Below are 23,860 nucleotides of genomic sequence, written 5' to 3'. Positions count from 1 at the left end.
GACCCCTGGAGAAGTACCTTGACCCGCCGCCTTCACATCGCCATGGTCGGCGTCCCCGCCGTGAGCCACGTCCTGCCCAGCCTGGAGATCATCCGGGAGCTGGTCGCCCGGGGCCACCGCGTCACCTACGCCAACGACCCCGTGGACCGCGTCGGCGAGCTGATCGCCTCGACCGGCGCCGAACTCGTCCGCTTCACCACCACGCTGCCCACCGGGGACGAGGAGTGGTCCGAGGATCCCGTCGAGGGGATGGACACCTTCCTCGACGACGCGATCAACGCGCTGCCGGTCCTGCGGGACGCCTACGACCACGACCGGCCGGACCTGTTCCTGTACGACATCGGCGGGTACGCCGCACGGGTCCTGGGCCTCGAATGGGGTGTTCCCTCCGTCCAGCTCTCCCCGACCTACGTGGCCTGGGCCGACCACGGGGACACCGTCATGACGTGGCTGCGCGGCCTGCCCGGAGCGGCCGAGCACTTCGCGAAGTTCGACGCCTGGCTGGCCGAGAACGGCGTCACGGGGCTGGACCACGCGACCTTCGCCGGGGCCCCGGACCGGGCCCTGGCCCTGATCCCGCGCGAGATGCAGCCCTTCGCCGACACCGTCCCGGACACGGTCACCTTCGTGGGACCGTGCCTGGGGGCGCGTGAGGACCAGGGCACCTGGCGGCGGCCGGAGGGGGCCGAGCGGGTGCTGCTGGTGTCCATGGGATCGGCTCTGACCCGGCTGCCCGCCTTCTACCGTGAGTGCCTCCGGGCCTTCGGTGACCTGCCCGGGTGGCACGTGGTGCTCCAGGTCGGCCGGTTCGTGGAGGCCGAGGAGCTGGGGGAGGTCCCCGCCAACGTCGAGGTGCACCCCTGGGTGCCGCAGCTGGACGTCCTCCGCCAGGCGGACGCCTTCGTCACCCACGCGGGGATGGGCGGCTCCAGCGAGGGCCTGTACACGGCCACGCCGATGATCGCGGTGCCCCAGGCGACCGACGGCTTCGACAACGCCGACCGCCTCCAGGCGGCCGGTGTGGCCCGCCGGATCGACGCCGCCGACGCCACCGCCGAGGCGCTGCGCACCGCCCTGCTGGAGCTGACCTCGGACCCGGAGGTGGCCGCGCGTCTGGCCGCGATCAGCGCCCGCCTCCGGGAGGGTGGTACCTCGTACGCGGCCGACCTCGTGGAGGCCGAGGCCGGGGTCACGGCGTAGCCCCCACCCCCTCCGTCACGGCGGTGCGCCGCGCCCCCTCGGGCCCGGCGCACCGCCGTGTCGTTCCACTCCGTCCGCCTCGCGGCCGCTCCTCACCGGCCGCGCTCACCAGGAGGAACCACCATGGACCACCTCGTCGTCGTCACCGGCGGCCCGGGTTCGGGCAAGACGACGCTGATCGACCACCTGGCCGGGCTCGGCCACCGGCGCACGGTCGAGGCGGGCCGCGCGATCATCCGCGACCAACGGGAGATCGACGGCCCCGGCCTGGCCTGGCGGGACGACGCCCTCTTCGCCGAGCTCATGCTGGCCTGGGAGATGCGTTCGCACCGCGAGGCCGCCGGGCTCGACGGGCTGGTCCTGTGCGACCGGGGCGTGCCCGACCTGGTCGGCTACCACCGTCTGCGCGGGCTGCCGGTCCCCGACCACCTGTGGGAGGCCGCCCGCAGGTTCCGCTACCGGCGCACGGTGTTCGTCGCGCCGCCCTGGCCGGAGATCTTCACCGGTGACGCCGAGCGCCACCAGTCCCACGAGGAGGCCGAACGGACCTTCGAGGCGATGTGCGCCGCCTACCCGGACTGCGGGTACGAACTGGTCACCCTGCCCCGCGTCCCCGTCGTCGACCGGGCCCGCTTCCTCCTGGACCACCTGGCCGCGCCGGACCGCTAGGGCTCCAGGGACATGCCCCGGGCGTTCAGGAGATCGCTCAGGATGTCGGTCCCGGTGGGGCCCATACCGTGCAGTCGCAGCAGGTCGGTCTCGCTCACGCCGTCCAGCTGTTCGAGACGCGTGTACCCGGCCCGGTTCAGGGCCCTGCGGGCCGGGGCGCCGATACCGGGGAACTCTTCCTCTGTTCTGTCCATGCCGTTGTCGTACCCATCGCATGGGATGCCTGAGATGACATGTGTGTTGCGTTTGTGGCCGCTCGTGGCCGTAAAACCCTGAGTCCCTTGTGGTTCCGGAAGGGCGCGGCCACACTCTTGTCTAGACCAAAGGAGATGACGGAGCGGCTCACGGTCCGCTGGAGGTGATTCGTCGGGTGGGGTGGGACGCGGAGCCGGGTGCGACGCCGATGAGCTGGGAGGTGCTCGACCACGCTCTCAACGGCGTGCGGGGCGAGGCGGACCGCATCAGGCTCCGCCTCGCGGACCTGGAGCAGCACGTGGGATACCGGCTGCTCAGGGACGCCGACCTGGTGGGCGGGACCCGCGAGCGGTGGGAGCGCGCCGACGTCCGCCTCCACCGGCTGTGGACGGTCCACGACGCCTTCGCGCTCGTGCTGGACCGCGCGAACCACGTCCGTGAGCTCGGCGGCGAGGACCCCCAGAACGAGCTCGCCTTCCTGCTCAGGGGCGAATCCGTCACCCTGTCGCTGGAGCCGCGGTCCCTGGCCGAACGCGGCCTGCTCGACCCCGACACCGAACGCATCACCACGGCCGACGCCGTCGCGCGGATGTCGGCCGACTACGAGGCCGCCACGGAGGTCATCTCCGCGGTGGAGACCGCCTGGGACGTCCTGCACCCACGGCTCGCGGAGCTGGAGAACATGTGGCAGGAGGTCTGCACCCTCTCCGACCAGGTGGAGCTGGACGAGGACGAGCACGAGGAGCTGCGCGAACAGCTCTTCCGGGTGGGGGAGACCGTCCGCCGCGACCCGCTCTCCCTCGTCGTCGGCACCCGCGTGGACACCTCGTCGCTGGGCCACCTGAGGGGACTCCTGGTCCGCACCCGGGGCGAGCTCCGCGACGCGCTGAGGATGCGCGACTCCTACACCCAGAGCGTCGCCCACCTGGTCTCGGCCATCGACGACGTCGAACAGGTCCTGCGGCACGCCCGTGAACTGCGCGCGAGGGTCGTCGCGAAGATCTCCGAGCCCGTGGCCGCCGACGTCCCCGACCCGGTCCCGGGGCTGCGCGCCGCCCTCATGGAGATGGACGTCCTGCGCTCCCGGAGCGACTGGCGGGAACTCGGCGCCCGCCTGGGCCGGGTCCAGCACGCCGTGCACGAGGCCAGCGACGCCGCCCACGGGTGCGAGGCGAACCTGTCGGAGCTCTTCGCGCGCCGGGCCGAGCTCCGGGGCCGCCTGGACTCCTACCGGGCCCGCGCGGTCCGCCTCCGCCTGGCCGAGCACGAACGGCTCACCGGACTCCACGGACGCGCGCACGGGGAACTGTGGAAGGCCCCCTGTGACCTGAGGGAGGCCACCAGGGCACTCAACGCCTACCAGAGGTCGCTCGGCGAACTCTCGGGAGACGAGACCCCGGAGGACAGAACCACACCCGGCGTCGGAGCGTCTGACGCCGAGACTGATGGTGGTGTGACCTAGATGACGATGTGCACTTCCCCCGACTGCGAGGGCCGGATCGAGGACGGCTTCTGCGTGGTGTGCGGCCTGGCTCCCGTGGACGTACGTGCGTCCTCCTCGCCCGACCCGTCGGCGCCCCGCCAGCCGGTGGGCGTCGCGCGGGGCCACGCCGTCTGGACCCCGGACCCCCGGGACGAGCGGACCCAGCCCTCCTTCGGGGCGCCCCACCGCGCGCCCGGCCCGCGGCGGCGCTCGGGTGGCTCCCGCGCGTCGTCCGGTCCCACCTCCGGACCCACGTCCGGGGCCTCCTCCTCGGGAGGTTCCTCACGGGGCTCCGGCAGCGACACCGTGCACTCCCACCCGATCGGCTCGGGTGACATCCGCCTGTCCGGCCGGTCCGGCCCGTCCGGCTCGGGAACCCTCGGAACGTCCGCGGCCGAGGGCGACGGCTCCGGCCGTGGTGCCCGGCGCGGCATGCTCGGCGCCGGTCTGATCCGGGTCCCCCTGGTCCCGACGCACGACCCCTCCGAGGCGATCATGACCAACCCGGTCGTGTCGGAGAAGAACCGGTTCTGCGGCAACTGCTCCGAGAGGGTCGGCCGGTCGCGCGGCGAGCAGCCGGGCCGCACCGAGGGGTTCTGCCGCCAGTGCGGCACCCACTTCTCCTTCACTCCCAAGCTGGTCGCGGGTGACGTGGTGGGCGGCCAGTACCGGGTGGTCGGCTGTCTGGCCCACGGCGGCCTCGGCTGGATCTACCTGGCCCGGGACCTCAACGTCAACAACCGCTGGGTGGTCCTCAAGGGCCTGCTCAACGCCGGTGACGCCGAGGCACACAAGGCGGCCGCGGCGGAGCGCGCGTTCCTCTCCGAGGTCGAGCACCCCAACATCGTCAAGATCATCAACTTCTCGCAGCATCCGGACCCGCGCACCGGCATCCCCGGCGGCCACATCGTCATGGAGTACGTGGGCGGCAAGTCCCTGCGGCAGCTGCTCGTCGAACGCCGGGAGAACGGATCCGCCGACGAGGTCCTCCCCCTGGGGCAGGTGATCGCCTACGGCCTGGAGTGTCTGCGGGCCCTCGGCTACCTGCACTCCAGGGGCCTGCTCTACTGCGACTTCAAGCCGGACAACGTCATCCAGAGCGAGGAGCTGATCAAGCTCATCGACCTCGGCGGCGTCCGGCGCATGGACGACACGCTCAGCCCCGTCTACACGACCCCCGGCTACCGGGTGCCCGAGGACGAGCTGCGCGGACCGGGCCCCACGGTGAGCGCCGACCTCTACTCGGTCGGCCGGGCCCTGGCGGTGCTCAGCTTCCACTTCAGCTTCATGCGCCAGTACCCGCACAGCATCCCGGCCCGGCACGAGGTGCCCCTGCTCCAGCGGTACGAGTCCTACGACCGCTTCCTGCGCCGGGCCACCGGCATCGACCCGGAGGCACGCTTCCACGACGCCGGGGACATGGCCGAACAGCTCACCGGTGTGCTCCGCGAGGTCCTGTCCGACGTCGAGGGCGCCCCGCACCCGGCGGCCTCGGTGCTCTTCGGCGGCGAGAGCTTCACCCTCGTCTCGGGCGTGGGGAGGCACGACGCCGACCGCATGCTGAGCCCGCCGCCGCCCGGCGAGTCCGCCAGGCTGCTGCCCGCCCCGCTCATCGACCAGGCCGACCCGGCCGCCCAGCTCCTGGGCAGCCTCGAGGGCATGTCCCCGGCCGAACTCATCCCGACCCTGCGGGCCGCCCGAGCCCCGAGCCCCGAGACACTGCTGAGGCTGGTCCGGGCCCTGATCACGGTCGGCTGGCACAACGAGGCCCTGGACACGCTCCAGCAGTTCAGCACGGCGGCCCCCGGCGACTGGCGGACCATGTGGTACCTCGCCGTCACCGAGCTGAGCATGGGCGGTTTCGAGGGAGCCAGGGGCCACTTCGACGAGCTCTACGACCACCTCCCCGGGGAGGTGGCGCCCAAGCTCGGCCTGGCGCTGGCATGCGAGCGGACCGGGGACCTGGAGACCGCCGCCCGCCAGTACTCCACGGTGTGGTCCACCGACCACTCGTACGTGAGCGCCGCCTTCGGCCTGGCCAGGGTCAGGCTGGCCCAGGGCGACCGGGCCGCCGCCATCCGGGTCCTGGACGCCGTGCCCGAACTGTCCAGCCTGTACGTGCACGCGCAGACCGCGCTCATCGCCACGCTCGCCACGGGGGCCACCGACGGCACTGACCACGTGCGCGCGGGGGAACGGCTCGACCGGATCGGGTTGGACAGCGAGTCCGCCGACCGGCTCGCCGCCCGCGTCCTGGAGGCGGCCCTGGGCTGGCTCCGCGCGGGCGGCGCGGGCCCGGGGGACCAACCGCTCCTCGGCGGTGACTTCACCGAGGAGGGCGTCCGCGCCAACCTGGAGCGGCGGTACCGGGCCCTGGCCCAACGCTCCAGCCACCAGGCGGAACGCCACGAGCTGATCGACAGGGCGAACTCCCTCCGCCCCGTGACACTGCTGTGAGAAGTGAAGGAACGGCGATGACCAAGGTACGGACCTGCCCTGCCTGCGCCGACACGGTCTCGGAGGGCGACCTCTACTGTGAGGGCTGCGGGCGTACCCTCCCGGCCGACGTGCGCTCCGGAGCGGGGGAGGGGCGTACGCCCGACCGCGTCCCCACCGCGCCCCAGGCCAGCATGTCCGGGACCTTCCGCAGGGAGGTCTCCCCGGAGGACGAGACGGTGACGATCGAACGACCCGGGCTGGTCCCGTCGGAGGGAGCGCCGACCGCGCCGCAGGTGAGCCTGCACGGCGCGGTCCCCGAGAGGCCCGACTCCCTGACCACCCAGCCGGTGGTCCGGGCCTCCGTGTCCGCCGTACCGTCACCCCCGCCGGGTACGGCCCGTGCCCGGCCGACGCCCGCGAAGGGCGGCGACCCGGTCGCCGCGGACGGCCCCGACCCGTGCGTGTGGTGCCCCGGTCGGGTGGTGGACGGGTACTGCGAGAAGTGCGGCTTCCTCCAGCCCACCGGTCGGGACCACGTCGAGGTGCGCACCCGGCGCGCCTTCGGGGTCAGTGACAGGGGTCTGAGGCACAGACGCAACGAGGACGCGATGGCGATCCGGGTCGTCGAGGACGACGCCCCGCACGCCGCCGGGACCGTCGTGGCCGTGGTCTGCGACGGGGTCTCCAGCTCCCCCCGCTCCGACGAGGCGTCCCGGGTCACCGCGGAGACGGGCGCGACCGTGCTCGTCGAACGCGTGCGCCAGGGTGCCAACCCGCGCGAGGCCACCGCCACGGCGATGACCCGCGCGGCCGAGGCGGTGGCCGGGATCGCCGACTCTCCCAGCTCCGCGCCGGCCTGCACCTTCGTGTCCGCCGTGGTCGACCCGCGCACCGGAGCGGTCACGGTCGGCTGGGTCGGTGACAGCCGCGCCTACTGGATCTCCGGCGGGCCCGCCTCCAGCGCCTCCGCCCTGCTCACCCGGGACGACTCCTGGAGCGAGGCGATGGTGCAGATGGGCGCACTCTCCCGTGAGGAGGCCATGCGCTCGGCCAACGCCCACGCCCTCATCGCCTGGATGGGAGCGGACTCGGGGGAGATCGACGCGCACATCTCGACGGTCACCCCGACCGGCCCCGGCGCGATCCTGTTGTGCAGCGACGGCCTCTGGAACTACTACCCGGAGGCCCGTGACCTGGCCGAGGCGGTGCCGGGGGCGTCGGGCGCACCGTGGGAGGCCTCCCGCTCCTACGTCGGCCTCGCGCTGAAGGCCGGAGGCAAGGACAACATCACCGTCGTCGTCATCCCCGTGCCCACCGACCAAGGGGGTCCCCGTGCCGAACGGGTCTGAACGCACCGCCGGGCCCGGGTTCCGCGTCGAGGTCGACCAGAACCCGTACCTCCCCCTGGGCGGCACCGAGGTGCACGCCGTGGTGAGCGTGGCCTCGAACAGCCCGGTGCGCGTGGGGGCGTCCGTGCGGGCCTCGGAGGTGATCATCGTCGACACCTCCGGCTCGATGTACGGCGAGAAGATCAACGCCGCCAAGCGGGCGGCGCGCGCGGCCGTCGAGACCCTGCGCGACGGGGTCCGCTTCGCCGTGGTCGCCGGGCACCGCGAGGCGGAGATGATCTACCCCGAGAGCGCCCGCCTGGCGGAGGCGGACGCCACGACCAGGGCGGAGGCCCTGGCGGCCGTGGGACGGCTGCGCGCGGACGGCGGAACGCGGATCGGCGCGTGGCTGCTCAGGGCGGCCGAGCTCTTCGACACCGCGGGCGACGGCATCAGGCACGCCATCCTGCTCACCGACGGCCAGAACAACGAGGTGCCCGACGTCTTCGAGCGGGTCCTCCAGCGGGTCGCGGGCAGCTTCGTGTGCGACTGCCGGGGCGTCGGCACCGACTGGAAGGTGGAGGAACTGCGCCGCGTCGACGCCGCGCTCCTCGGCGGCGGCCCCGGCATCGTGGCCGACCCCGCCGACCTGGAGGCCGACTTCCGGGCGATGGCCCAGGCCTCCATGGGCAAGGCGGTGGCCGACGTGGCGCTGCGCCTGTGGACCCCGCCGAACGCCGTGGTGCGCTACGTCAAGCAGGTCGCGCCCACCGTCCAGGACCTCACCCACCGCTCCGTGGAGCGGGTCGCGCGGTCCGGGGACTACCCCACCGGCTCCTGGGGGACGGAGAGCCGCGACTACCACGTGTGCGTGGAGGTGCCGCCGGGCGACCCCGGCCGCCAGCTGCGCGCGGGCTGGGTCCGGGTGGTGCTGCCCGGCGAGGGCGGCGCGCAGGACCAGGTCCTCGCCTCCGGGAACATCCTCGCCGAATGGACGTCGGACGAGGACCGGGCCACCGAGATCAACCCCCGGGTGGCCCACTACACGGGCCAGGTCGAACTGGCCCAGGCGATCCAGGACGGGCTCGACGCCCGTCGCGAGGGGGACGACGCGACCGCCACCACCAGGCTGGGCCGCGCCGTCGCACTCGCACACGAGTCGGGCAACGAGGAGACCGCGAGGCTCCTCGGCCGCGTGGTCGACGTCGTCGACGCGGCCACCGGAACGGTCCGGCTCAGGCCCAGTGTCGACAAGGTCGACGAGATGACCCTCGACACCAACTCGACCCGGACCGTACGGACCCGACCCCACCCGGGCGAACCGGGACCCGGCGGCGACCCAGGACCCGGGTAGGAGGGACCATGCCGCGTTGCCCATCAGGGCACCACTCCACGGCCGACGACTTCTGTGACACCTGCGGACTGCGCCTCCAGGCACCGTTCGCGCCGCCCCCCACCAACCCCCCGACCGCGACCCCGCCCGTACCCCTCCGAACGCCCCCCAGGCCCCGGCCGACGACTCGTGGAGGCCCCTGCCCCGAGTGCGGCACCTCCCGGGCGGGCCGCTTCTGCGAGGAGTGCGGCTACGACTTCGCCTCCCAGTCCGGGAGCCACCACCGGCCGGGCTCCGCGCCCGACGGCGCGGCCCCGGGCGCGCGCTGGCGTGCCGTCGTCGCGGCCGATCCCGCCTACTACCAGTACATGGTCAACCAGGGCGTGCTCGACCCGAGCCGGATCACCTTCCCCGCAGGGGGAAGGCCGCGCAGGGTGAGCCTCCAGGGCGACCGCGTGCACGTCGGACGGCGCAGTCAGTCCAGGGGGTTCACCCCCGAGATCGACCTGGGCGGGCCCGGGGGCGACCCCGCGATCTCCCACATCCACGCGATCCTGCTGGCTCGCCCCGGTGGCACCTGGTCGCTCCTCGACCCCGGGTCGACCAACGGGACCACCATCAACGGGACGGCCAACCCCATCCCCCACCACGTGGAGGTTCCCCTGAATGACAGCGACCGGATCTACGTCGGCGCATGGACCGTCATCATCATCCAGAAGGGGTGAACCCCGTTGATGCCCCCCGACCCCGAGCACGACCCCACGCCCGCACCGGCCCCCGGACGGCGGACCCGCGCCTGGTGGCCGCGCGTGCGCGCGTCGGCGCGGACCACCCCTGCCCGGGTGTGGGCCCTGACGCTGCTGTGCGTGGTCACCGTCGCGGGACTGTTCGGCTCCGCGACGGTGACCCTCAACCAGGCCCGTGACGGCCTGGCCGTCCTGGGCGAGGGCGCCGGACAACAGGCCCTGAACACCACGGGCCTCTACCTGAACCTGGCCGCCATGGACGCCAGCGTGGCGGACATGCTGCTCATGGGCACCGACCGCGACCTCGGTTCCGGGCGCGACGCCGCACAGCTTCGTTACGACCTCAACCGGGAGAGGGCCGACGAGGTCCTCCTGGAGGTGGTCTCCCTGACGAGGGGCGAGGACCCGCGTGAGGGGGCCGTCGAGGGGGAGGCGGGCGACGACGCGGGTGAGGGGGCCGCTGACAACGGCCAGAGGAACGTCCACGCGCTCCTCAGCAACCTCGGCGCCTACCACCAGGAGGTCGAGCGGGCGCTCCAGGCCAACGATGCTGCGGGGGCCCCGCCGGGCGAGGTGGATCCCGAAGCGCTCGCGGCGTACCGGGACGCCACCCGACTGATGCACACCGAACTGTTGCCCAAGGCCTTCAACCTGGGGCTGGAGTCGTCGGCGATCGTGCGCGAGAGCCACGAGGAGGGTCGGTTGGCGGTGACGTCCGGGCGCGCGTGGGTCGGCGCGGCCGGTGCGGTGACGGTGGGGTCGCTCCTGGCCCTCCAGCTCTACCTGCGGGTGCGCTTCCGTCGCCGGTTCAACGTCGCCCTGCTGGTGGCGACGGCCGGTGCGGTGATGCTGACCACCGGGGTCGTCCTGGCACTGGGTGGCAGCGAGAGGTATGAGGTGGCCGCCAAGGAGGACGGGTTGGACCCGGCCATGGCACTCTCCCGGGCCGGGGCGATCGCCACCGACATGCAGGCCGACCAGAGCCGGTACCTGATCGACGACGAGAGGGCCGACACCTACCAACAGGTGTACCTGGAACGGGCCCAGCAGGTGCTGTTCCGCAACGTCCGCACGTTGCCGAACTACTACGGGGCGGTCGGGGAGATCCCGGGCGCCTATCCGGCGTTGCCCGGGCCTCGCGGGCCGGACAAGGACGACCCGGAGGGAGACCCCGGCACCCTCGGCTATCTGGGGAGGAACGCCCAGGAGGCGCTGCTGGAGGGCGAGGAGGACTCCCTCGGGAGAGTGCTCACCACCTTCGTCGCGGTCCAGGAGGCGGACGAGCGCATGCGTGCGGCCGCCGCCGATGGTGACTCGGCGGGGGCCATCGGTATCCGCATGGAGGTGGCGGACACCGAGGACGGGCTGTTCCGCCAGCACGAGGACGCGTTGGACACCCTGGCCGAGACGCACAGGAACGAGTACGAGGAGGGCATCCGCAAGGGTCAGGCGCTCCTGTCCCCGTGGGTCTGGGGGCTGCCCCTCGGCGCCCTGGCGCTGTTCGCCCTGGTCGTGGCGGGGGTCCGACCCCGGTTGGCGGAGTACCGGTGAGCCCGGCGGGCGCGGAACCGTCCGTGCGCGAGGAAGCCCCCCGAGAGAGGAACGGGACCATGTGGTTGCGAGGAGGCCGGGGCAGGGCCGTGGCGGCTCTGTCCGGCGTGGCGATCCTGGCGCTGACCGCCTGCTCGGCGGCGGGGGGAGGGGAGACGACCGTGGACACCCTGCTCGACAAGGAGTCGATCACGATCGGGGTCAAGGCCGACCAGCCCGGGGTGGGGTTGGAGGACGGCGGTGAGTTCCGGGGGTTCGACGTGGACGTGGCGAACCACATCGCCGAGGAGCTGGAGATCAGCGACGTCGACTTCGTGCCCATCACCTCCGACGTGCGTGAGGAGAAACTGAGGAATGGGGAGGTGGACATGGTCGTGGCGACCTACTCCATCACCCCCGCGCGCAGTACCCAGGTGACCTTCGCGGGCCCCTACTACGTGGCCAAACAGGACATCCTGGTGCGCAAGGGGGACCGGCGTGTGCGGGGGGTGGCGGATCTGGAGGGGAAGGTGATCTGTCAGGGAGACGGCTCCAACTCCGCGATCCGGGTCCAGGAGGAGTTCGACGTCGCTGTCGAGGAGGTCAAGAAACCGAGGACCTACAGCGACTGCGTCGACCAGCTCAGGGACGGGGACATCGACGCGGTGTCCACGGACGACCTCATCCTCGCCGGGTTCCTGGACGAGGACCCCGACGCGTTCCAGTTCGTGAACAGCCCGTTCACCGAGGAGAGGTACGGGGTGGGCCTGCCCAAGGGCGACGTGGCGGGCTGCGAGGCCGTGAACAGGGCGATCGACGGGATGTTCCAGAGCGGCAAGGCCGAGGACAGCCTGGAGGCGTGGTTCGGTGACACCGACCTGGATCTGGTCATGTCCGTGCCCCAGTTCGAGGGCTGTGACAAGGAGGGCCCACGCCCGGAGGAGTGACGGGTGGGAGGGTTGCGCCGAGTGGCCCGAAGGGGGAGGTTTGCCGGATACTGAACCCCGTACGGGACTTTGGGGGCAGAGAAGAGGAGTTGTCCGTTGACCATCGTCGAGTTCCTGAACGCGCGCCTGGACGAGGACGAACGCGCGTCCAGGGCCGTTCCCGTGGGCTCACGCGGGCGGGAGCGGGCTCTGGCCGAGGTCGCGGCCAAGCGCGGGATCGTCCGCGGCTACACCGAGGCGCACGACGCGAGCATGCGCATCGTCGACCCCTCCGCCCCGGCTCCGGTCGTCGGCGGCGACCCCTGGTCCGAGCTGCTGGCCTGGCGGCTCGCGGTGAAGTACCTGGCCTCCGTGTACCGGGGCCACCCCGCGTACGACCGGAGCTGGGAGGAGTAGCCGCCTAGGCGGGACCGGGGAGGTCGAGGAGGCGTTCCACGGTCTGGACCAGGTCCCGGCCCTCGACGTCGGGGCGGGGGAAGACCGACGGGAAGCGCCCCTCCAGGTGCGCCGACCACCCCGTCACCAGCCCGGCCCGGCGGCCCCCGGCCGCGTCCCAGCCGTGCGCCGTGACCAGGCCCAGCCGGTCCGGGGGCACCCCGAGTTCACGGGCGGCCGCGAGGTAGGGCCCGCGGGCCGGTTTCCACGCCGACGGGCCCCCGACCCCGATGAGGGGTTCCAGCGGAAGCCCGGAGCGTTCCAGCAGCAGGCGGAGCCGTCCGCCGTCGCCGTGGCCGAGCACCGCCGTCCGGACACCCGCCCGGTGGGCGGCCTCCAGCGCCGACGCGGCCTCCGGGCGGGGTTCGAGGCGGGTGAGCCCGTCGATGATCACGTCCTCGGCGGCCGGGGCGATCTGGTGTCCGGTGATGTCCCTCAGGGAGCCCCGGGCCACGTCCTCGAAGGTGCGTTCACCTCCCAGCAGGGACAGCGCGAACGCGTCCCGCAGCAGGTGGTCGCACCAGCGGGTCATGAGCACCCGGGGGATGCCCGCCTCACGGAAGCGCCACTCCAGCGGTCCGAGGGGGAAGAGGGTGTCGAGGGCGTCGAGGACCAGGGCGGCGGGACGGACGGGGACGTGCGCGTGAGGGGGCATACGGTGCGCTCCATCTCGGAGGGGGCGGGCGATCCGTATCTACCCCGTCGCCCGGTCCCAGAAGACGGCGTAGCCCGGGAACGCGTCCCGCAGCGGCCCCGCCGAGGACTCAGGAGGCCGCGTCGAGCCGCGGGATCTGCTCCGCCGCCCACGGGCTGATCGCCCAGGGCGTGCGTGCGGCCAGCGTGACCACGTCCGGCCAGGAGGCCCAGGTGAACTCCGCGACCTCGGCCGGGTCCGGCGACGGGGTGTCCTCGGTCCGGGCCCAGAAGACCGGGCAGAACTCGTTCTCCACGATCCCCTCGGCCGACACCGCGCGGTACCGGAAGTCCGGGAGTGCCTCGGTGACCTCGGTCAGCTCGATCCCCAGTTCCTGGCGGACCCTGCGGCGCACCGCCTCCTCCAGGGACTCCCCGGGGGCGGGGTGGCCGCAGCAGGCGTTGGTCCACACACCGGGCCAGGTGGTCTTGCCGAGGGCGCGGCGGGTGAGCAGCACCCGACCCTCCGGGTCCAGCACATAGCAGGAGAAGGCCAGGTGGAGCGGGGTGTCCTCAGTGTGGACGAGGGCCTTGTCGGCCACCCCCACCGGCTCGTGCGCCTCGTCCAGCAGGACCACGAACTCGCGCCCCGCGTCGTCCCCGGCGGACGTCTGCTGGCTCACGGATCTCCCCCTGCCCGTGGCGCCACCGGCGCCACGCGTCGATTCCCAGTGCTGGCTCACCTCCCATGGTCGCCGGTCCGGGGACCGGTTCGCACCGACCGTCCGGTCCCGGAGTGCGCATAGGGTTCCTGATGGCCCGGCAGGAGGCCACCAGGAACAGCGGCGGGATGCAGTGGTGACGGAAACGGTGACGCGGACCACGGTCGACGGGATCGACCCGGACAGGCTTCGGGTGTGCCTGGAGGTGTTGGCCGAGGCGGAGGGGCTGCCCGCCGACCACGACGACTCCATGGCCCTCCAACGGGGCACCGCCCGACTGTTCAAGGCGCTCAAGGAGCGGCGGCGCAAGGAGCGCAACGCCGCCCGCAGGGCCCACGACGAGGCCGTGTTCGCCGCCACCGCCACGGCCGCCCCGGACCGGATCGACGACGAGACCAACGGGCGCGCGCTCACCAGCCGCGCCCTGGCCTCCGGCGAGGACGGCGAGGCGGACGAGGGTCCGGCGGAGGTCGGCGGTGACGACGGGGGCCGACCCCTCGCCGGTGTGCTGCGCAAGGCCCGTCCCTGCTACGTCTGCAAGCAGAAGTACCAGGAGGTCGACGCCTTCTACCACCAGCTCTGCCCGGAGTGCGCCGTCTTCAACAGGCAGCGCCGCGAGGCCCGCACCGACCTGACCGGGCGGCGGGCCCTGCTCACCGGGGGCCGCGCCAAGATCGGCATGTACATCGCGCTGCGGCTGCTGCGCGACGGCGCCCACACCACCGTCACCACGCGCTTCCCCAACGACGCCGTGCGCCGCTTCGCCGCGATGCCCGACAGCGACCAGTGGCTGCACCGTCTGCGGGTGGTCGGCATCGACCTGCGCGACCCCGGCCAGGTGGTGCGGCTGGCCGACTCGGTGGCCGCACAGGGGCCGCTGGACATCCTGATCAACAACGCCGCGCAGACCGTGCGCCGCTCACCGGGCTCCTACGCCCCGCTGATCGCCGCCGAGGCCCAGCCGCTGACCGGGGAGGGCCTGCCCGAACCCCTGGTGCTCGGCGGGGTCCGCCCCCGCGAGCTGGAGGGCGCCACCGAGTCCGAGGTGGCCGAGGTCGCGCCGCACACGCTGACCCCCGAGATGCTCACGTCCCTCGCTCTGACCACCGGGGCGGCGCACCCGGACCGGGCGCACCAGGCCGGGGCGATCGACGCGGGCGGTCTCGTGCCGGACCTGGCTCCGGTCAACAGCTGGACCCAGCGGATCGGCGGGGTCGACCCCGTGGAGATGCTGGAGGTGCAGCTGTGCAACGTGAGCGCGCCCTTCCTGCTGGTGGACCGGCTGCGCCCGGCGATGGCCGCCTCCTCCGCGCGGCGCACGTACATCGTCAACGTGTCCGCGATGGAGGGCGTGTTCGGCCGCGGGTACAAGGGCCCCGGCCACCCGCACACCAACATGGCCAAGGCCTCGCTGAACATGCTCACCCGGACCAGTGCCCAGGAGATGCTGGAGACCGACGGCATCCTCATGACCAGCGTGGACACCGGGTGGATCACCGACGAGCGGCCGCACCCGGACCGGGTGCGGATCGCCGCCGAAGGGTTCCACGCGCCCCTCGACCTGGAGGACGGCGCGGCCCGCGTGTACGACCCCATCGTGCGGGGTGAGCTCGGGGAGGACCTGCACGGCTGCTTCCTCAAGGACTACCGGCCCTCGAACTGGTAGCCGCCCGCCGGGTCCGGCGCCTCAGGGCGTCAGGACCAGGCGGACCGGCGCGCCGATCCGCCTCTCCAGCCGGTCCACCGCCTGGGGCGCCTCCTCCAGGGTGAACGTCCCGCTGACGGAGCGGCTGAACTCCAGGCGGCCCGCCCGGACCAGGTCCACCAGCTGCACCACGTGCTCCGGTTCCGACCCGTAGTGGCCGAGGACCTGCTGGCGCAGGTAGCTGAACCGGGTGCCGTCCCGGACCTCCAGCGGCTTGTCGGTCAGCCCGACCAGGACCAGGCGCCCGTGCTCACCGAGGACCTGGACGGCCTGTTCGCGCACGATCGGGACCCCCGCGAAGTCGAAGGCGACGTCCAGTCCGCGCCCGTGGGTGAGCTGACCGATCCGGGTGAGGAAGTCCGGCGCCGTGGAGTCCAGCGCCACGTCCGCCCCGTAGTCCAGGGCACGGGCACGCGCGTGTTCGTCCGGGTCGGCGGCGATGATCGGCGCCGCGCCCACCATGCGCAGGAGCTGGACGGCGTGCGCGCCCAGCCCGCCCACGCCCCACACGGCCACGGCCTCGGCCGGACGCACGTCACCGGTGGCGGTGACGGCGGCCCAGGGCGTGGAGACGGCGTCGGGGATGATCGCGGCCTGCTCGAAGGGCAGCCCGTCCGGTAGGGGCACCAGGGTGGACTCGCCGGCCACCGCGTACTCGGCCCACCCGCCGTCGTAGTCCACCCCCCGGGTGAGCAGTCGGCCGTGCCGGTCGTACTCCCCGGCCTGGAGCGCCACCCGGTCCCCGACACCGACGTCGAACACCTCCGGGCCCAGTTCCTCGACCACCCCGGCCACCTCGTGGCCCAGGGTGACGGTGTCGCCCTTGAGGTGCAGGGGGGTCAGGGAGCCCTCGATGAGGTGGACGTCGGACAGGCACACGCCCGCCGCGCGGACCCGGACGAGGACCTGGCCGGGGCCCGGCGCGGGGCGGGGGACGTCGGTGACCGTGAGGGTCCGGTCGGTGATGTTCAGCCGGGCCGCGCGCATGGTGGCCATAGGTCGTTCCTCGCAGTCGTGTCGCAGGTGCCCATTTCCTCACCGATCATCACGGTTGGTGTGGGTGTGCCCTCGGGGGCGACACGGACCTCACGGGTCAGAACCCGCTCACTTTTTCGTCAAGCGGGCGGGGATCAGTCCATGAGCCCGCTCCGGTACGCCCAGGCGGCGACCTCCACCCGGTTGCGGGCACCGAGCTTCTCCTGGACGCGGGCCAGGTGCGTCTTGACCGTGCTCACCGTGACGTGCAGCTCCGCCGCCACCTCGGTGTTGGTGAGACCCCGCGCGACGGTCCGCACGATGTCCAGCTCACGCGCGGTCAGCCCGCCCCCGGTGTGGTCCCGCCGGGGTGCCCGGGCCGTCGCGAAGTGCTGGAGCAGGCGCACCGTGATCTGCGGAGAGACCATCGCGTCGCCCCGCGCGGCGGCCCGTACGGCCTCGATCAGCAGCGCCGGGCCCGCGTCCTTGAGCAGGAACCCGACCGCGCCGCCGGTCAGCGCGGCGTGTACGTACTCGTCGAGGTCGAAGGTGGTCACCACGACCACCCGGAGCGGGTCGGCCACCCCCGGCCCCGCCAGCCGACGGGTGGCCTCCAGCCCGTCGATCCCCGGCATCCGGATGTCCATGAGCACCACGTCCGGGCGCAGCTCCTCGGCGAGCCGGACCGCCGTGAGGCCGTCACCGGCCTCCCCGACCACCGTGATCCCGTCCTCGGCGTCGAGCATGTAGCGGAAACCCGTCCGGACCATCTGCTGGTCGTCGGCGAGCAGCACCCGAATCGTCGACCCCGTCGTCGCCCCTGTCGTCAACCCCGACCTTCCCCTCCGCGCTGGGCGGGGATGGTTCCCCGCACGGTCCAACCCTGCCCCACGCCGTCGGGTCCTGCGGACAATTCGCCACCGAGGAGGCGGGCGCGCTCGGCCATGCCCACCAGCCCGTGGCCGCCGCCCACCGGGATCCCGGCGCCCCGGCCGTCGTCCTGGACGCGCAGCTCCACCTCGCGGTCCTGGGCCGTCACCACCACGCTCACCCGGGTGGCGCCCCGGGCGTACCGCAGCGCGTTGGTCACCGACTCCTGGGCGATCCGCAGCACCGCCGTGCCGACCTCCGGAGGTAGGTCCGCGACCGGTCCGGACACGTGCACGGCCACCTCGGGCCGTCCGGGCGCGGCCGGGGCGGCGAGCGCGTCCAGCCCCTCGGCCGGTCCGGGGGCCAGCGGGGCCTCGCCCGGGTCCCGCAGGCGGGTGACCATTCCCCGCATGGACTCCAGGGCACGGGTGCCCGCCGCCTCGATCTCCGGCAGGGCCGCCCGTACCGCTCCCGGGTCGCGCTCCGCGATGTGCCGCAGGGCCTGTGTCTGCACCACGATCCCGGTGACCTCGTGGGCCACCACGTCGTGCAGGTCGCGGGCGATGGCCAGCCGCTCCGCCGCCCGGACCCGCTCCACGTCGGCCGTGCGCTCGGCCCGGCGCCAGCGCAGGTACAGGCCGGGGGCCAGCCCGGCCACCATCGCGAGCAGCGCGGTGGACGGGTCGAGGTTGAAGGGGTCCCTCAGGTAGTCGGAGTAGACGGCGACGAAGGTCAGGATCATGACCACGACGACCTGCCAGCCGCGACAGCGGTACGCGGCCAGGGCCAGGAGCACGAGCATGCCCACGGCCTCGGACATGGTGATCGGGTAGCCGAACATCCCCTTGGGCAGCGGCCACAGCAGCACCGACACGACCGTCACGGCCACCGGCGCGACGACCCCGGCGGCCAGGGTGGCGCGCGGACCGGCCGAGGGGCGCGCGACCAGGGCGACGAGCAGCACGCAGAGAGCGCCGGAGACGCAGCCCGCGAGGTCCATCGCGGAGGTCGGCGGCCCCATCCAGTCCGGGAGCGTCGGGATGCGCAGCGCCGACCGCAGGTCCATGAGCCACAGCACGAGCACCCCCGCAGGCAGGGCGAGCGCCACCAGGGAGCGAAGTGCCCGCGCACGACCGTCAGCGGTGGCCAAGGGCCTGGTCAGAGCGGAGAAGTGGAGCATGCTGACCAGGCTAGGGCGCGGCCCGGCGGCCGTACATCAGTCAAAGGGACGAAGCGGGGGGCGGGGCCGGGGCGGGGATGGGCCAAAAGGCTGACCCCGGGCCCGTGGGGGTTCGGCTGTTCGGTCGATGCGCGGTGAGGGGCCGCCGGGGGACGCTGGTTCCGTGACCATGAGGGAGGAACCAGTGACCATCGCATCGACCCCGGCCGGGTCCCCGGCCACCGCACCGTCAGGGGGTGTGCCCGACGGCGGCCCCGCACGACGGGTCGCCTTCCTGGACGTCGCCCGCGCACTCGCGATGATCGGCGTGGTGGCCATGAACGTCACCGTCGTCGTCTTCCCCGCCGAGCGCTCCGGGGACGTCCAGCAGAGCACGCTCGCCTCGGTCGTCGACGGGGCGATGGGCCTGTTGATGTCCGGCAAGGCCCGCGCGCTGCTCATGGTGCTGCTGGGCGTCGGCGCCGTCCTGGCCTGGCGGGCCGCCACCCGTCGCGGGGGACGCCCGATGGCCCTCATGGCGCGGCGCTACGTGTTCCTGGGGCTGCTCTTCGGGGTGCCGCACGTGCTGGTGTTCTCCGGCGACATCCTCGTCCACTACTCGCTCGCCGCGCTGCTGCTCGCTCCGTTGATGCCGTTCCTGCTGGCCGGTTCGGGGAACCGGCCGCTGTGGTTCGCGGGGGCGCTGTTCGTCACGGCCCCGGTCTTCGAGTACGGGCTGCGCTCGGTGTTGTCAGGCCACGAACTGGACATCCTGGTGACCCTCGTACCGCAGACCCTCGGGTTCTTCTGCGTGGGCGTCTGGCTGGCCCGCAGACCCGAACTCGACCCGGCGCACGCCGACGACCCCACCCGTCTCCCCACACGCATGATCTGGACGGGGCTGCTGGGACAGGCGCTCGGCCTGCTGGCCCTGTTCGGCTCCGACCTGTTCTTCCCCATGGAGTTCGACGCCGAGGGCATCCCCGTGATGAACGCGGACGGCATGCCGGTGATCCACCCCGGCTCCGACATGATGACCTCGTTCGGGGCGGCCCTCGGCGGACTGGGCGGCGCCCTGTTCTACCTGGGCCTGGTGTGGTGGTTGGTGCGGCGCGGCCGCACCGGCGCGCGCGCCCTGGGCGCCCTGGCCCCGCTGGGACGGATGACGCTCACCGTCTACCTGGGCAGCACCGCCGTGTTCCTGCTGACCATGAAGCCGTTCGAGGGCGGGATCCCGATCCTGGCGCAGTACGGGATCGCCGCCGCCTACTTCGCGGTGATGGCCCTGTTCGCCAGCTGGTGGCTGGGCCGCTTCAGGCTGGGGCCGCTGGAGTGGATCTGGCGCAGCCTGACCTACCTGCGACCCATGCCGATGCGCCGCGCCCCGGAGACGGTCGCGTCCGCGCCCTCGCCGGTGACCGGCCCGCGGTACGCGCACCAGGGCGGATCCGCGCCCGTGCCGACCGGTCCCGTGGAGACGGTTCCGCGCACCACAGGGGCCACGTCCTCCGGTGGTTCCGGCACCCACGACGACACCGCCGACCCGGCCGGGGGCTCCACCCCCTGACCGGGAGCCGGGAGGCGACCCGCGGCGGACGTCCGTCCGCGGGGCCTCTCTCCGTCGGCCCGTGCCGGAGCACGTCCTCCGGTGCGGGCCCCCGGTCGTTCAGCCCCCGGTCGTTCAGCCCCCGGCCACCGAGGGCAGCAGGCGGACGTCCGATCCGTCGAGGACCACGGCGTCCAGGCCGCCCACGGAGCGGCACTCGTCCTGGTCCACGAACACGTTCACGTACCGGCGCAGGGCGCCCTGCTCGTCCCTGATCCGGCGATCCAGACCGGGGTGGATCGCGGCCAGCGCGTCCAGCACGCCGCGCAGCGCGGTTCCGTCCTCGACCTCCACGGGAACGTGGGTGGCGCCCTCGGCGTCGGCCCGCAGCACGCTGGTCAGGTGCACGGTCACCCGCATCTCACACCTCCGTGGCCCGCACGCACAGGACGTCGGGCAGGTGGGCGGTGACGAGGTGCCAGCGGTCGTCGTCATCGGTGGTCGCGTAGACGTCCCCGGAGCGGGTGCCGAAGTAGAAACCGGGCACCCGGGCCCCGTCCGTGCAGGCGGCGTCGCGCAGGACGATGCCGAAGTACGGCTCCTGGGGGAGGCCCTCGTTGATCGCCCGCCACGTCCGGCCGCCGTCGTCGGTGCGGTAGACGCCCAGCCGGTGCTCCGCCGGGAGGTGGACCTCCTGGCTGATCACCGGGAAGTTCAGCGCGGTGTCCGGGGTGTGCGGGTGGGCGACGATCGCGAAGCCGAAGTCGGTGGGCAGACCCTCCTCGATCCGGCTCCACCCGTCTGCCGCGGGGTCGGCGCTGCGGTAGACGCCGTGGTGGTTCTGCGCGTAGAACGAGCCGTCCGGGGCGGCGGCGACCTTGTGCACGCACTGGCCGTACTCGGGCTCCTCGTCCGGGAGGAACCCGGCGGAGATACCCCGGTTGGTCGGCGTCCAACTCGCCCCGTCGTCCTCGGTCTGGTAGACACCCCCCGTGGACATGGCCACGGTGATCGCCTCGGGCGACTGTCGGCCCACACCGAGAGTGCCGGGCAGGACCGTGTGGATGGCGGCCCCGCCGGCGCCGGGCATCCAGTTGACCCGGTGCGGGTGGTCCCACAGCGCGCGGACCAGCTCGAAGCTGTCACCTCCGTCCGAGGACCTGAACAGGGCGTGCGGCTCGACCCCGGCGAACACGGTGTCGGGGTCGGCGCCGAAGGCGAACTGCCAGGCACGGGTCAGTGAACCGTCCGTGTCCTCGGGGAACGCGATGGGCGGGGCCGGGGGCTCGGCCCAGGTGGCGCCGAGGTCGTCGCTGTGCCAGACGCTCGGACCGAAGTGCCAGCTCTCCGTACCGGCGAGCAGGCGTCCGGTGTGCGGGTTGATCCCGACCGTGTAGACGGGACTCATCCCGGCGTCGTTGGCCTCGTCGAGCCGGTGCGGTCCGGTCACGTCCCATGCGCGCCGATCCTCGCTCCGGGCCGTGAACAGCCCTTTGCGCGTGCCGATGACCAGGAGGTATGCCATGACGAACTCCAAGATGTGAGCCAGGTCTCCACTCTGGCACAGGGGTGCGGCGAACGCCGGGAGCCACGGGGGCGAGGGTGCGGGGAGTGTCAAGGAGGCGTCAGGAGAGGGTTCCGGACGTCTCGGGAAGTGAATAGTTAGGAACCCGAACGATTTACCGTGGGTGGAGAATTCGACCCTCGGGGAAATGGTGGCCCTGTTGGAGGGATAACTTCCGTGAGGAGGGAACCCTTTCCGGGCAAGGGTTCTGCGGCGAGTGGAAGGCGGTTGTCGGTACCAGATCACTTTGCAATAAACTCCCGGGCTACCGGTGTTCGCTCCGAGGCTTCCCCCCAGGCCCCGGAACGCCGGTCACATCCCGTCATCCAGCCCGGAAGACATCCCGCTCCTTCGGTCTCTCGGTCCGTTTCGGGACCACCGTCCCAATGGCCGGTCCCGCGTACCATCGAGAACCGGGTTCCCACTCGATAGGGTCGCCTCATGCACCACCCCCCGGACACGCTCCACGCTCGCAAACGCCGTAAGGCGAGGGCCACGATCGTGTCAGCAGCCTTCCAACTCTTCGCCGAACACGGATTCGACAACGTGACGGTCGCGGCCATCGCGGAACGCGCCGAGGTCGGCCGCACGACCTTCTTCCGGTACTTCGGCGACAAACAGCAGGTGCTGTTCGCGGATGACGGAGCCGAGGTGGACCGCATGTGCTCCTACGTGCGGGAACGCGCGGACCTGAAGCCGGGGACCGGCCTCGCGGACGCGCTCGCCCTGCTCCGTGAGGCCGCGGACGCCAGCGGACCCACCGCCCTGTCTCCCGCGCACTCCGCCGTGCTGGTGCGGCTCCTCAGGGAGAGCATCGACCTCAGATCCCGCTACCTGCTCACCCGGCAGCAGCGGGCGCTCCGCCTGGCCGCCGCACTGACCGAGGCGGGCGCGGCGGAGAACGTCGCCGTCCTGGCCGCCCACACCGCCATGGCCTGCGACCTCACGGCGATGCGGCTCGCGGAGAGTCCCGAGGCCTACCCCGCCCACGTGGACGAGGCCCACGGGATGCTCCGCACCCTCGGGGTGTCCGGGGACTGACCGGATCGGGGCGCGACCCTCCTGCCCCGATCCCGTGCTCACCGGTCGTGCTCGCGCACCAGACCGACGAGCCCGCGGCCGAAGAGCACCACCACCGTCAGACTGACCGCGCCCACCAGTGCGTAGGGGACACGGAGCGCGTCAGCCTGGCCCAGGGTGGGTGCCAGGGCGGCCACCAGGACACCGCCCGCCGCCATGCCCACGGCGCTCATGCCCCAGCTGACCGTGCGCATGGCGGCGTTCACGCGCCCGAGCAGGTGGTCCGGGGTGAGGCGCTGGCGGAGGGAGGTCATCGCGACCCCGTAACCCAGGACCAGGCCCCCACTGAGGAAGTACACCCCGGCGACCACGGGGGTGAGCGGGAACAGGGCCACCACGAGGTACAGCAGCCCGCTCCCGGCCAGGCAGAGCGTCGGCAGGGTTCCGTGCGGCAGGACCGGGCGCAGTCGGGAGACCACCTGTCCGCCGACCACCCCGCCGGTCGCGGCGAAGGCCATGAGCAGGCCGAACCCGGCCGCGCCCAGTTCCAGGACGTCCCGGACGAACAGCACCTGGGTGGAGAGCAGCGTGGCGTAGGCGGTGTTCACGAACACCGCGATGATCGCCACCGCGCGCAGCAGCGGCTGGTTCCACAGCGCCTTGACACCCTCGACCACGTCGCCCCACACGCCGCGCTGCGCCCGCCTGACGGGGGTCGCGGGGGTGGTCGCGCGGACCCGGAGGAGCGCCGCCACCGACACCAGCAGCGCGGCGGCGTTGAACAGGAACGGGGCGAACAGGCCGAGGGACAGCACGAATCCGCCCAGCGGGCGCCCCGCGAACTCCTGCGCCACGATCGCCCCGGACCTGACGTGCCCGTTGGCGCGCTCCAGGCTCTCCTTGGGGACCAGCGCGGTCACCGTGGTCTCGGCGGCGGTGTCGTGACAGACCTCCAGGGCGCCGAAGCAGAACGCGAAGGCCGCGAGCAGGGGGATCGAGGCCCACCCGGAGGACACCACCAGGGCCAGCAGCGCCCAGAGCAGCAGCCGCAGCGCGTTGGCGGAGACCATCAGCGTGAACCGGGGCAGGCGGTCCACGAGCACCCCGGCGGGCAGCGCGAGGAGGAGCCAGGGGAGTCGGCCCGCTGTGGCGACGGCGGCCACCAGCGCGGCGTTGTCGGGGGCCAGGGAGGAGGCCAGCCACGGCACGGCGATCATCGCCACGCCGTCGCTCAGGTTCGAGGCCAGGGACGCGGACCAGAAGGCCCGGAAGCGTCCGCCGAGCGGCGCGTTCGACGCCCGGGCGGTGGAGTCGGACACGGGGGGACCACCGACTTTCCCGAGCCGGTGTCTCGGGCGGTT

The 23,860-nt window shown here is 72.9% G+C and carries 22 protein-coding genes; 13 read left to right on the top strand and 9 right to left on the bottom strand.

Annotated elements, in window-relative coordinates; all coding sequences use genetic code 11:
* Positions 1-42 precede the first annotated feature (42 nt).
* Positions 43-1,200: a macrolide family glycosyltransferase gene (locus tag AC0VYL_RS25845; protein ID WP_475483578.1), complete on the top strand. Its 1,158-nt coding sequence runs from the start codon at positions 43-45 to the stop codon at positions 1,198-1,200.
* A gap of 123 nt (positions 1,201-1,323) precedes the next feature.
* The gene (locus AC0VYL_RS25840; RefSeq protein WP_475481719.1) at positions 1,324-1,869 is read left to right on the top strand and encodes an AAA family ATPase; all 546 of its coding nucleotides are present in this window, start codon (positions 1,324-1,326) and stop codon (positions 1,867-1,869) included.
* Here AC0VYL_RS25840 and AC0VYL_RS25835 read toward each other — a convergent pair.
* The gene (locus AC0VYL_RS25835; RefSeq protein ID WP_378739030.1) at positions 1,866-2,063 is read right to left on the bottom strand and encodes a helix-hairpin-helix domain-containing protein; all 198 of its coding nucleotides are present in this window, start codon (positions 2,061-2,063) and stop codon (positions 1,866-1,868) included. The two genes, AC0VYL_RS25840 and AC0VYL_RS25835, sit on opposite strands and share 4 nt — an antisense overlap.
* Positions 2,064-2,272: 209 nt before the next feature.
* Between AC0VYL_RS25835 and AC0VYL_RS25830 the strand changes: the two genes are divergently transcribed.
* The 8 genes from AC0VYL_RS25830 to AC0VYL_RS25795 all read left to right on the top strand — a co-directional run bounded on the left by AC0VYL_RS25830 (position 2,273) and on the right by AC0VYL_RS25795 (position 12,266).
* The gene (locus AC0VYL_RS25830) at positions 2,273-3,526 is read left to right on the top strand and encodes a hypothetical protein (protein ID WP_475481718.1); all 1,254 of its coding nucleotides are present in this window, start codon (positions 2,273-2,275) and stop codon (positions 3,524-3,526) included.
* Positions 3,527-6,004 carry a serine/threonine-protein kinase gene (locus tag AC0VYL_RS25825; protein ID WP_475481717.1) on the top strand — a complete coding sequence of 826 codons (2,478 nt, stop codon included), beginning with the start codon at positions 3,527-3,529 and terminating at the stop codon, positions 6,002-6,004. It begins immediately after the preceding gene.
* 17 nt (positions 6,005-6,021) lie between these two features.
* Entirely contained in the window at positions 6,022-7,335 is a 1,314-nt protein-coding gene (locus AC0VYL_RS25820; protein ID WP_475481716.1) for a PP2C family protein-serine/threonine phosphatase, read from the top strand.
* Positions 7,319-8,668, top strand: a complete 1,350-nt coding sequence (locus tag AC0VYL_RS25815; protein ID WP_475481715.1) for a vWA domain-containing protein — start codon at positions 7,319-7,321, stop codon at positions 8,666-8,668. Before AC0VYL_RS25820 ends, AC0VYL_RS25815 begins: the two co-directional genes overlap by 17 nt.
* Before the next feature lie 8 nt (positions 8,669-8,676).
* A complete protein-coding gene (locus AC0VYL_RS25810) occupies positions 8,677-9,372 on the top strand; it encodes an FHA domain-containing protein (protein ID WP_475481714.1) in 696 nt (231 codons plus the stop codon).
* Between the two features lie 9 nt (positions 9,373-9,381).
* Positions 9,382-10,944 carry a hypothetical protein gene (locus AC0VYL_RS25805; protein WP_475481713.1) on the top strand — a complete coding sequence of 521 codons (1,563 nt, stop codon included), beginning with the start codon at positions 9,382-9,384 and terminating at the stop codon, positions 10,942-10,944.
* Positions 10,945-11,003: 59 nt separating this feature from the next.
* Positions 11,004-11,870: a glutamate ABC transporter substrate-binding protein gene (locus AC0VYL_RS25800; RefSeq protein ID WP_475456756.1), complete on the top strand. Its 867-nt coding sequence runs from the start codon at positions 11,004-11,006 to the stop codon at positions 11,868-11,870.
* A gap of 96 nt (positions 11,871-11,966) precedes the next feature.
* Positions 11,967-12,266 carry a DUF6221 family protein gene (locus tag AC0VYL_RS25795; RefSeq protein ID WP_475456754.1) on the top strand — a complete coding sequence of 100 codons (300 nt, stop codon included), beginning with the start codon at positions 11,967-11,969 and terminating at the stop codon, positions 12,264-12,266.
* Positions 12,267-12,270: 4 nt separating this feature from the next.
* On the opposite strand, the gene AC0VYL_RS25790 is transcribed toward AC0VYL_RS25795, so the two are convergent.
* Together AC0VYL_RS25790 and idi are read right to left on the bottom strand one after the other, a co-directional pair.
* Complete coding sequence (locus tag AC0VYL_RS25790; protein WP_475481712.1) at positions 12,271-12,960, bottom strand: HAD family hydrolase; 690 nt, start codon at positions 12,958-12,960, stop codon at positions 12,271-12,273.
* A 109-nt stretch (positions 12,961-13,069) separates the two neighbouring features.
* Complete coding sequence (idi, locus tag AC0VYL_RS25785) at positions 13,070-13,621, bottom strand: isopentenyl-diphosphate Delta-isomerase (protein WP_475481711.1); 552 nt, start codon at positions 13,619-13,621, stop codon at positions 13,070-13,072.
* A gap of 175 nt (positions 13,622-13,796) precedes the next feature.
* Here idi and AC0VYL_RS25780 point away from each other — a divergent pair, with 175 nt between their 5' ends.
* Positions 13,797-15,326, top strand: a complete 1,530-nt coding sequence (locus tag AC0VYL_RS25780; RefSeq protein WP_475456748.1) for an SDR family NAD(P)-dependent oxidoreductase — start codon at positions 13,797-13,799, stop codon at positions 15,324-15,326.
* A gap of 21 nt (positions 15,327-15,347) precedes the next feature.
* Here the strand turns inward: AC0VYL_RS25780 and AC0VYL_RS25775 are convergent, their stop codons facing one another.
* From AC0VYL_RS25775 to AC0VYL_RS25765, 3 genes are all read right to left on the bottom strand, one after another.
* The gene (locus tag AC0VYL_RS25775) at positions 15,348-16,361 is read right to left on the bottom strand and encodes a zinc-binding dehydrogenase (RefSeq protein WP_475456746.1); all 1,014 of its coding nucleotides are present in this window, start codon (positions 16,359-16,361) and stop codon (positions 15,348-15,350) included.
* Between the two features lie 134 nt (positions 16,362-16,495).
* Positions 16,496-17,170: a response regulator gene (locus AC0VYL_RS25770; RefSeq protein WP_475481710.1), complete on the bottom strand. Its 675-nt coding sequence runs from the start codon at positions 17,168-17,170 to the stop codon at positions 16,496-16,498.
* A complete protein-coding gene (locus tag AC0VYL_RS25765; RefSeq protein WP_475481709.1) occupies positions 17,167-18,390 on the bottom strand; it encodes a sensor histidine kinase in 1,224 nt (407 codons plus the stop codon). Before AC0VYL_RS25765 ends, AC0VYL_RS25770 begins: the two co-directional genes overlap by 4 nt.
* A 169-nt stretch (positions 18,391-18,559) precedes the next feature.
* Here AC0VYL_RS25765 and AC0VYL_RS25760 point away from each other — a divergent pair, with 169 nt between their 5' ends.
* Complete coding sequence (locus tag AC0VYL_RS25760) at positions 18,560-19,936, top strand: DUF418 domain-containing protein (protein WP_475483577.1); 1,377 nt, start codon at positions 18,560-18,562, stop codon at positions 19,934-19,936.
* 114 nt (positions 19,937-20,050) lie between these two features.
* Here the strand turns inward: AC0VYL_RS25760 and AC0VYL_RS25755 are convergent, their stop codons facing one another.
* Positions 20,051-20,335 carry a MoaD/ThiS family protein gene (locus tag AC0VYL_RS25755; RefSeq protein WP_475456740.1) on the bottom strand — a complete coding sequence of 95 codons (285 nt, stop codon included), beginning with the start codon at positions 20,333-20,335 and terminating at the stop codon, positions 20,051-20,053.
* A gap of 1 nt (position 20,336) precedes the next feature.
* Positions 20,337-21,440, bottom strand: a complete 1,104-nt coding sequence (locus AC0VYL_RS25750) for a WD40/YVTN/BNR-like repeat-containing protein (RefSeq protein ID WP_475481708.1) — start codon at positions 21,438-21,440, stop codon at positions 20,337-20,339.
* 480 nt (positions 21,441-21,920) lie between these two features.
* On the opposite strand from AC0VYL_RS25750, the gene AC0VYL_RS25745 reads away from it, so the two are divergent.
* Positions 21,921-22,520: a TetR/AcrR family transcriptional regulator gene (locus AC0VYL_RS25745; RefSeq protein ID WP_475481707.1), complete on the top strand. Its 600-nt coding sequence runs from the start codon at positions 21,921-21,923 to the stop codon at positions 22,518-22,520.
* A gap of 38 nt (positions 22,521-22,558) precedes the next feature.
* Here the strand turns inward: AC0VYL_RS25745 and AC0VYL_RS25740 are convergent, their stop codons facing one another.
* Positions 22,559-23,818 carry an MFS transporter gene (locus tag AC0VYL_RS25740; protein ID WP_475456734.1) on the bottom strand — a complete coding sequence of 420 codons (1,260 nt, stop codon included), beginning with the start codon at positions 23,816-23,818 and terminating at the stop codon, positions 22,559-22,561.
* Positions 23,819-23,860: the final 42 nt, after the last annotated feature.

Source organism: Nocardiopsis sp. iso_238 (genome assembly GCF_056173325.1).
The sequence above is the reverse complement of the archived record's forward strand: the minus strand, read 5'-3'. Positions and strand labels throughout refer to the sequence as shown.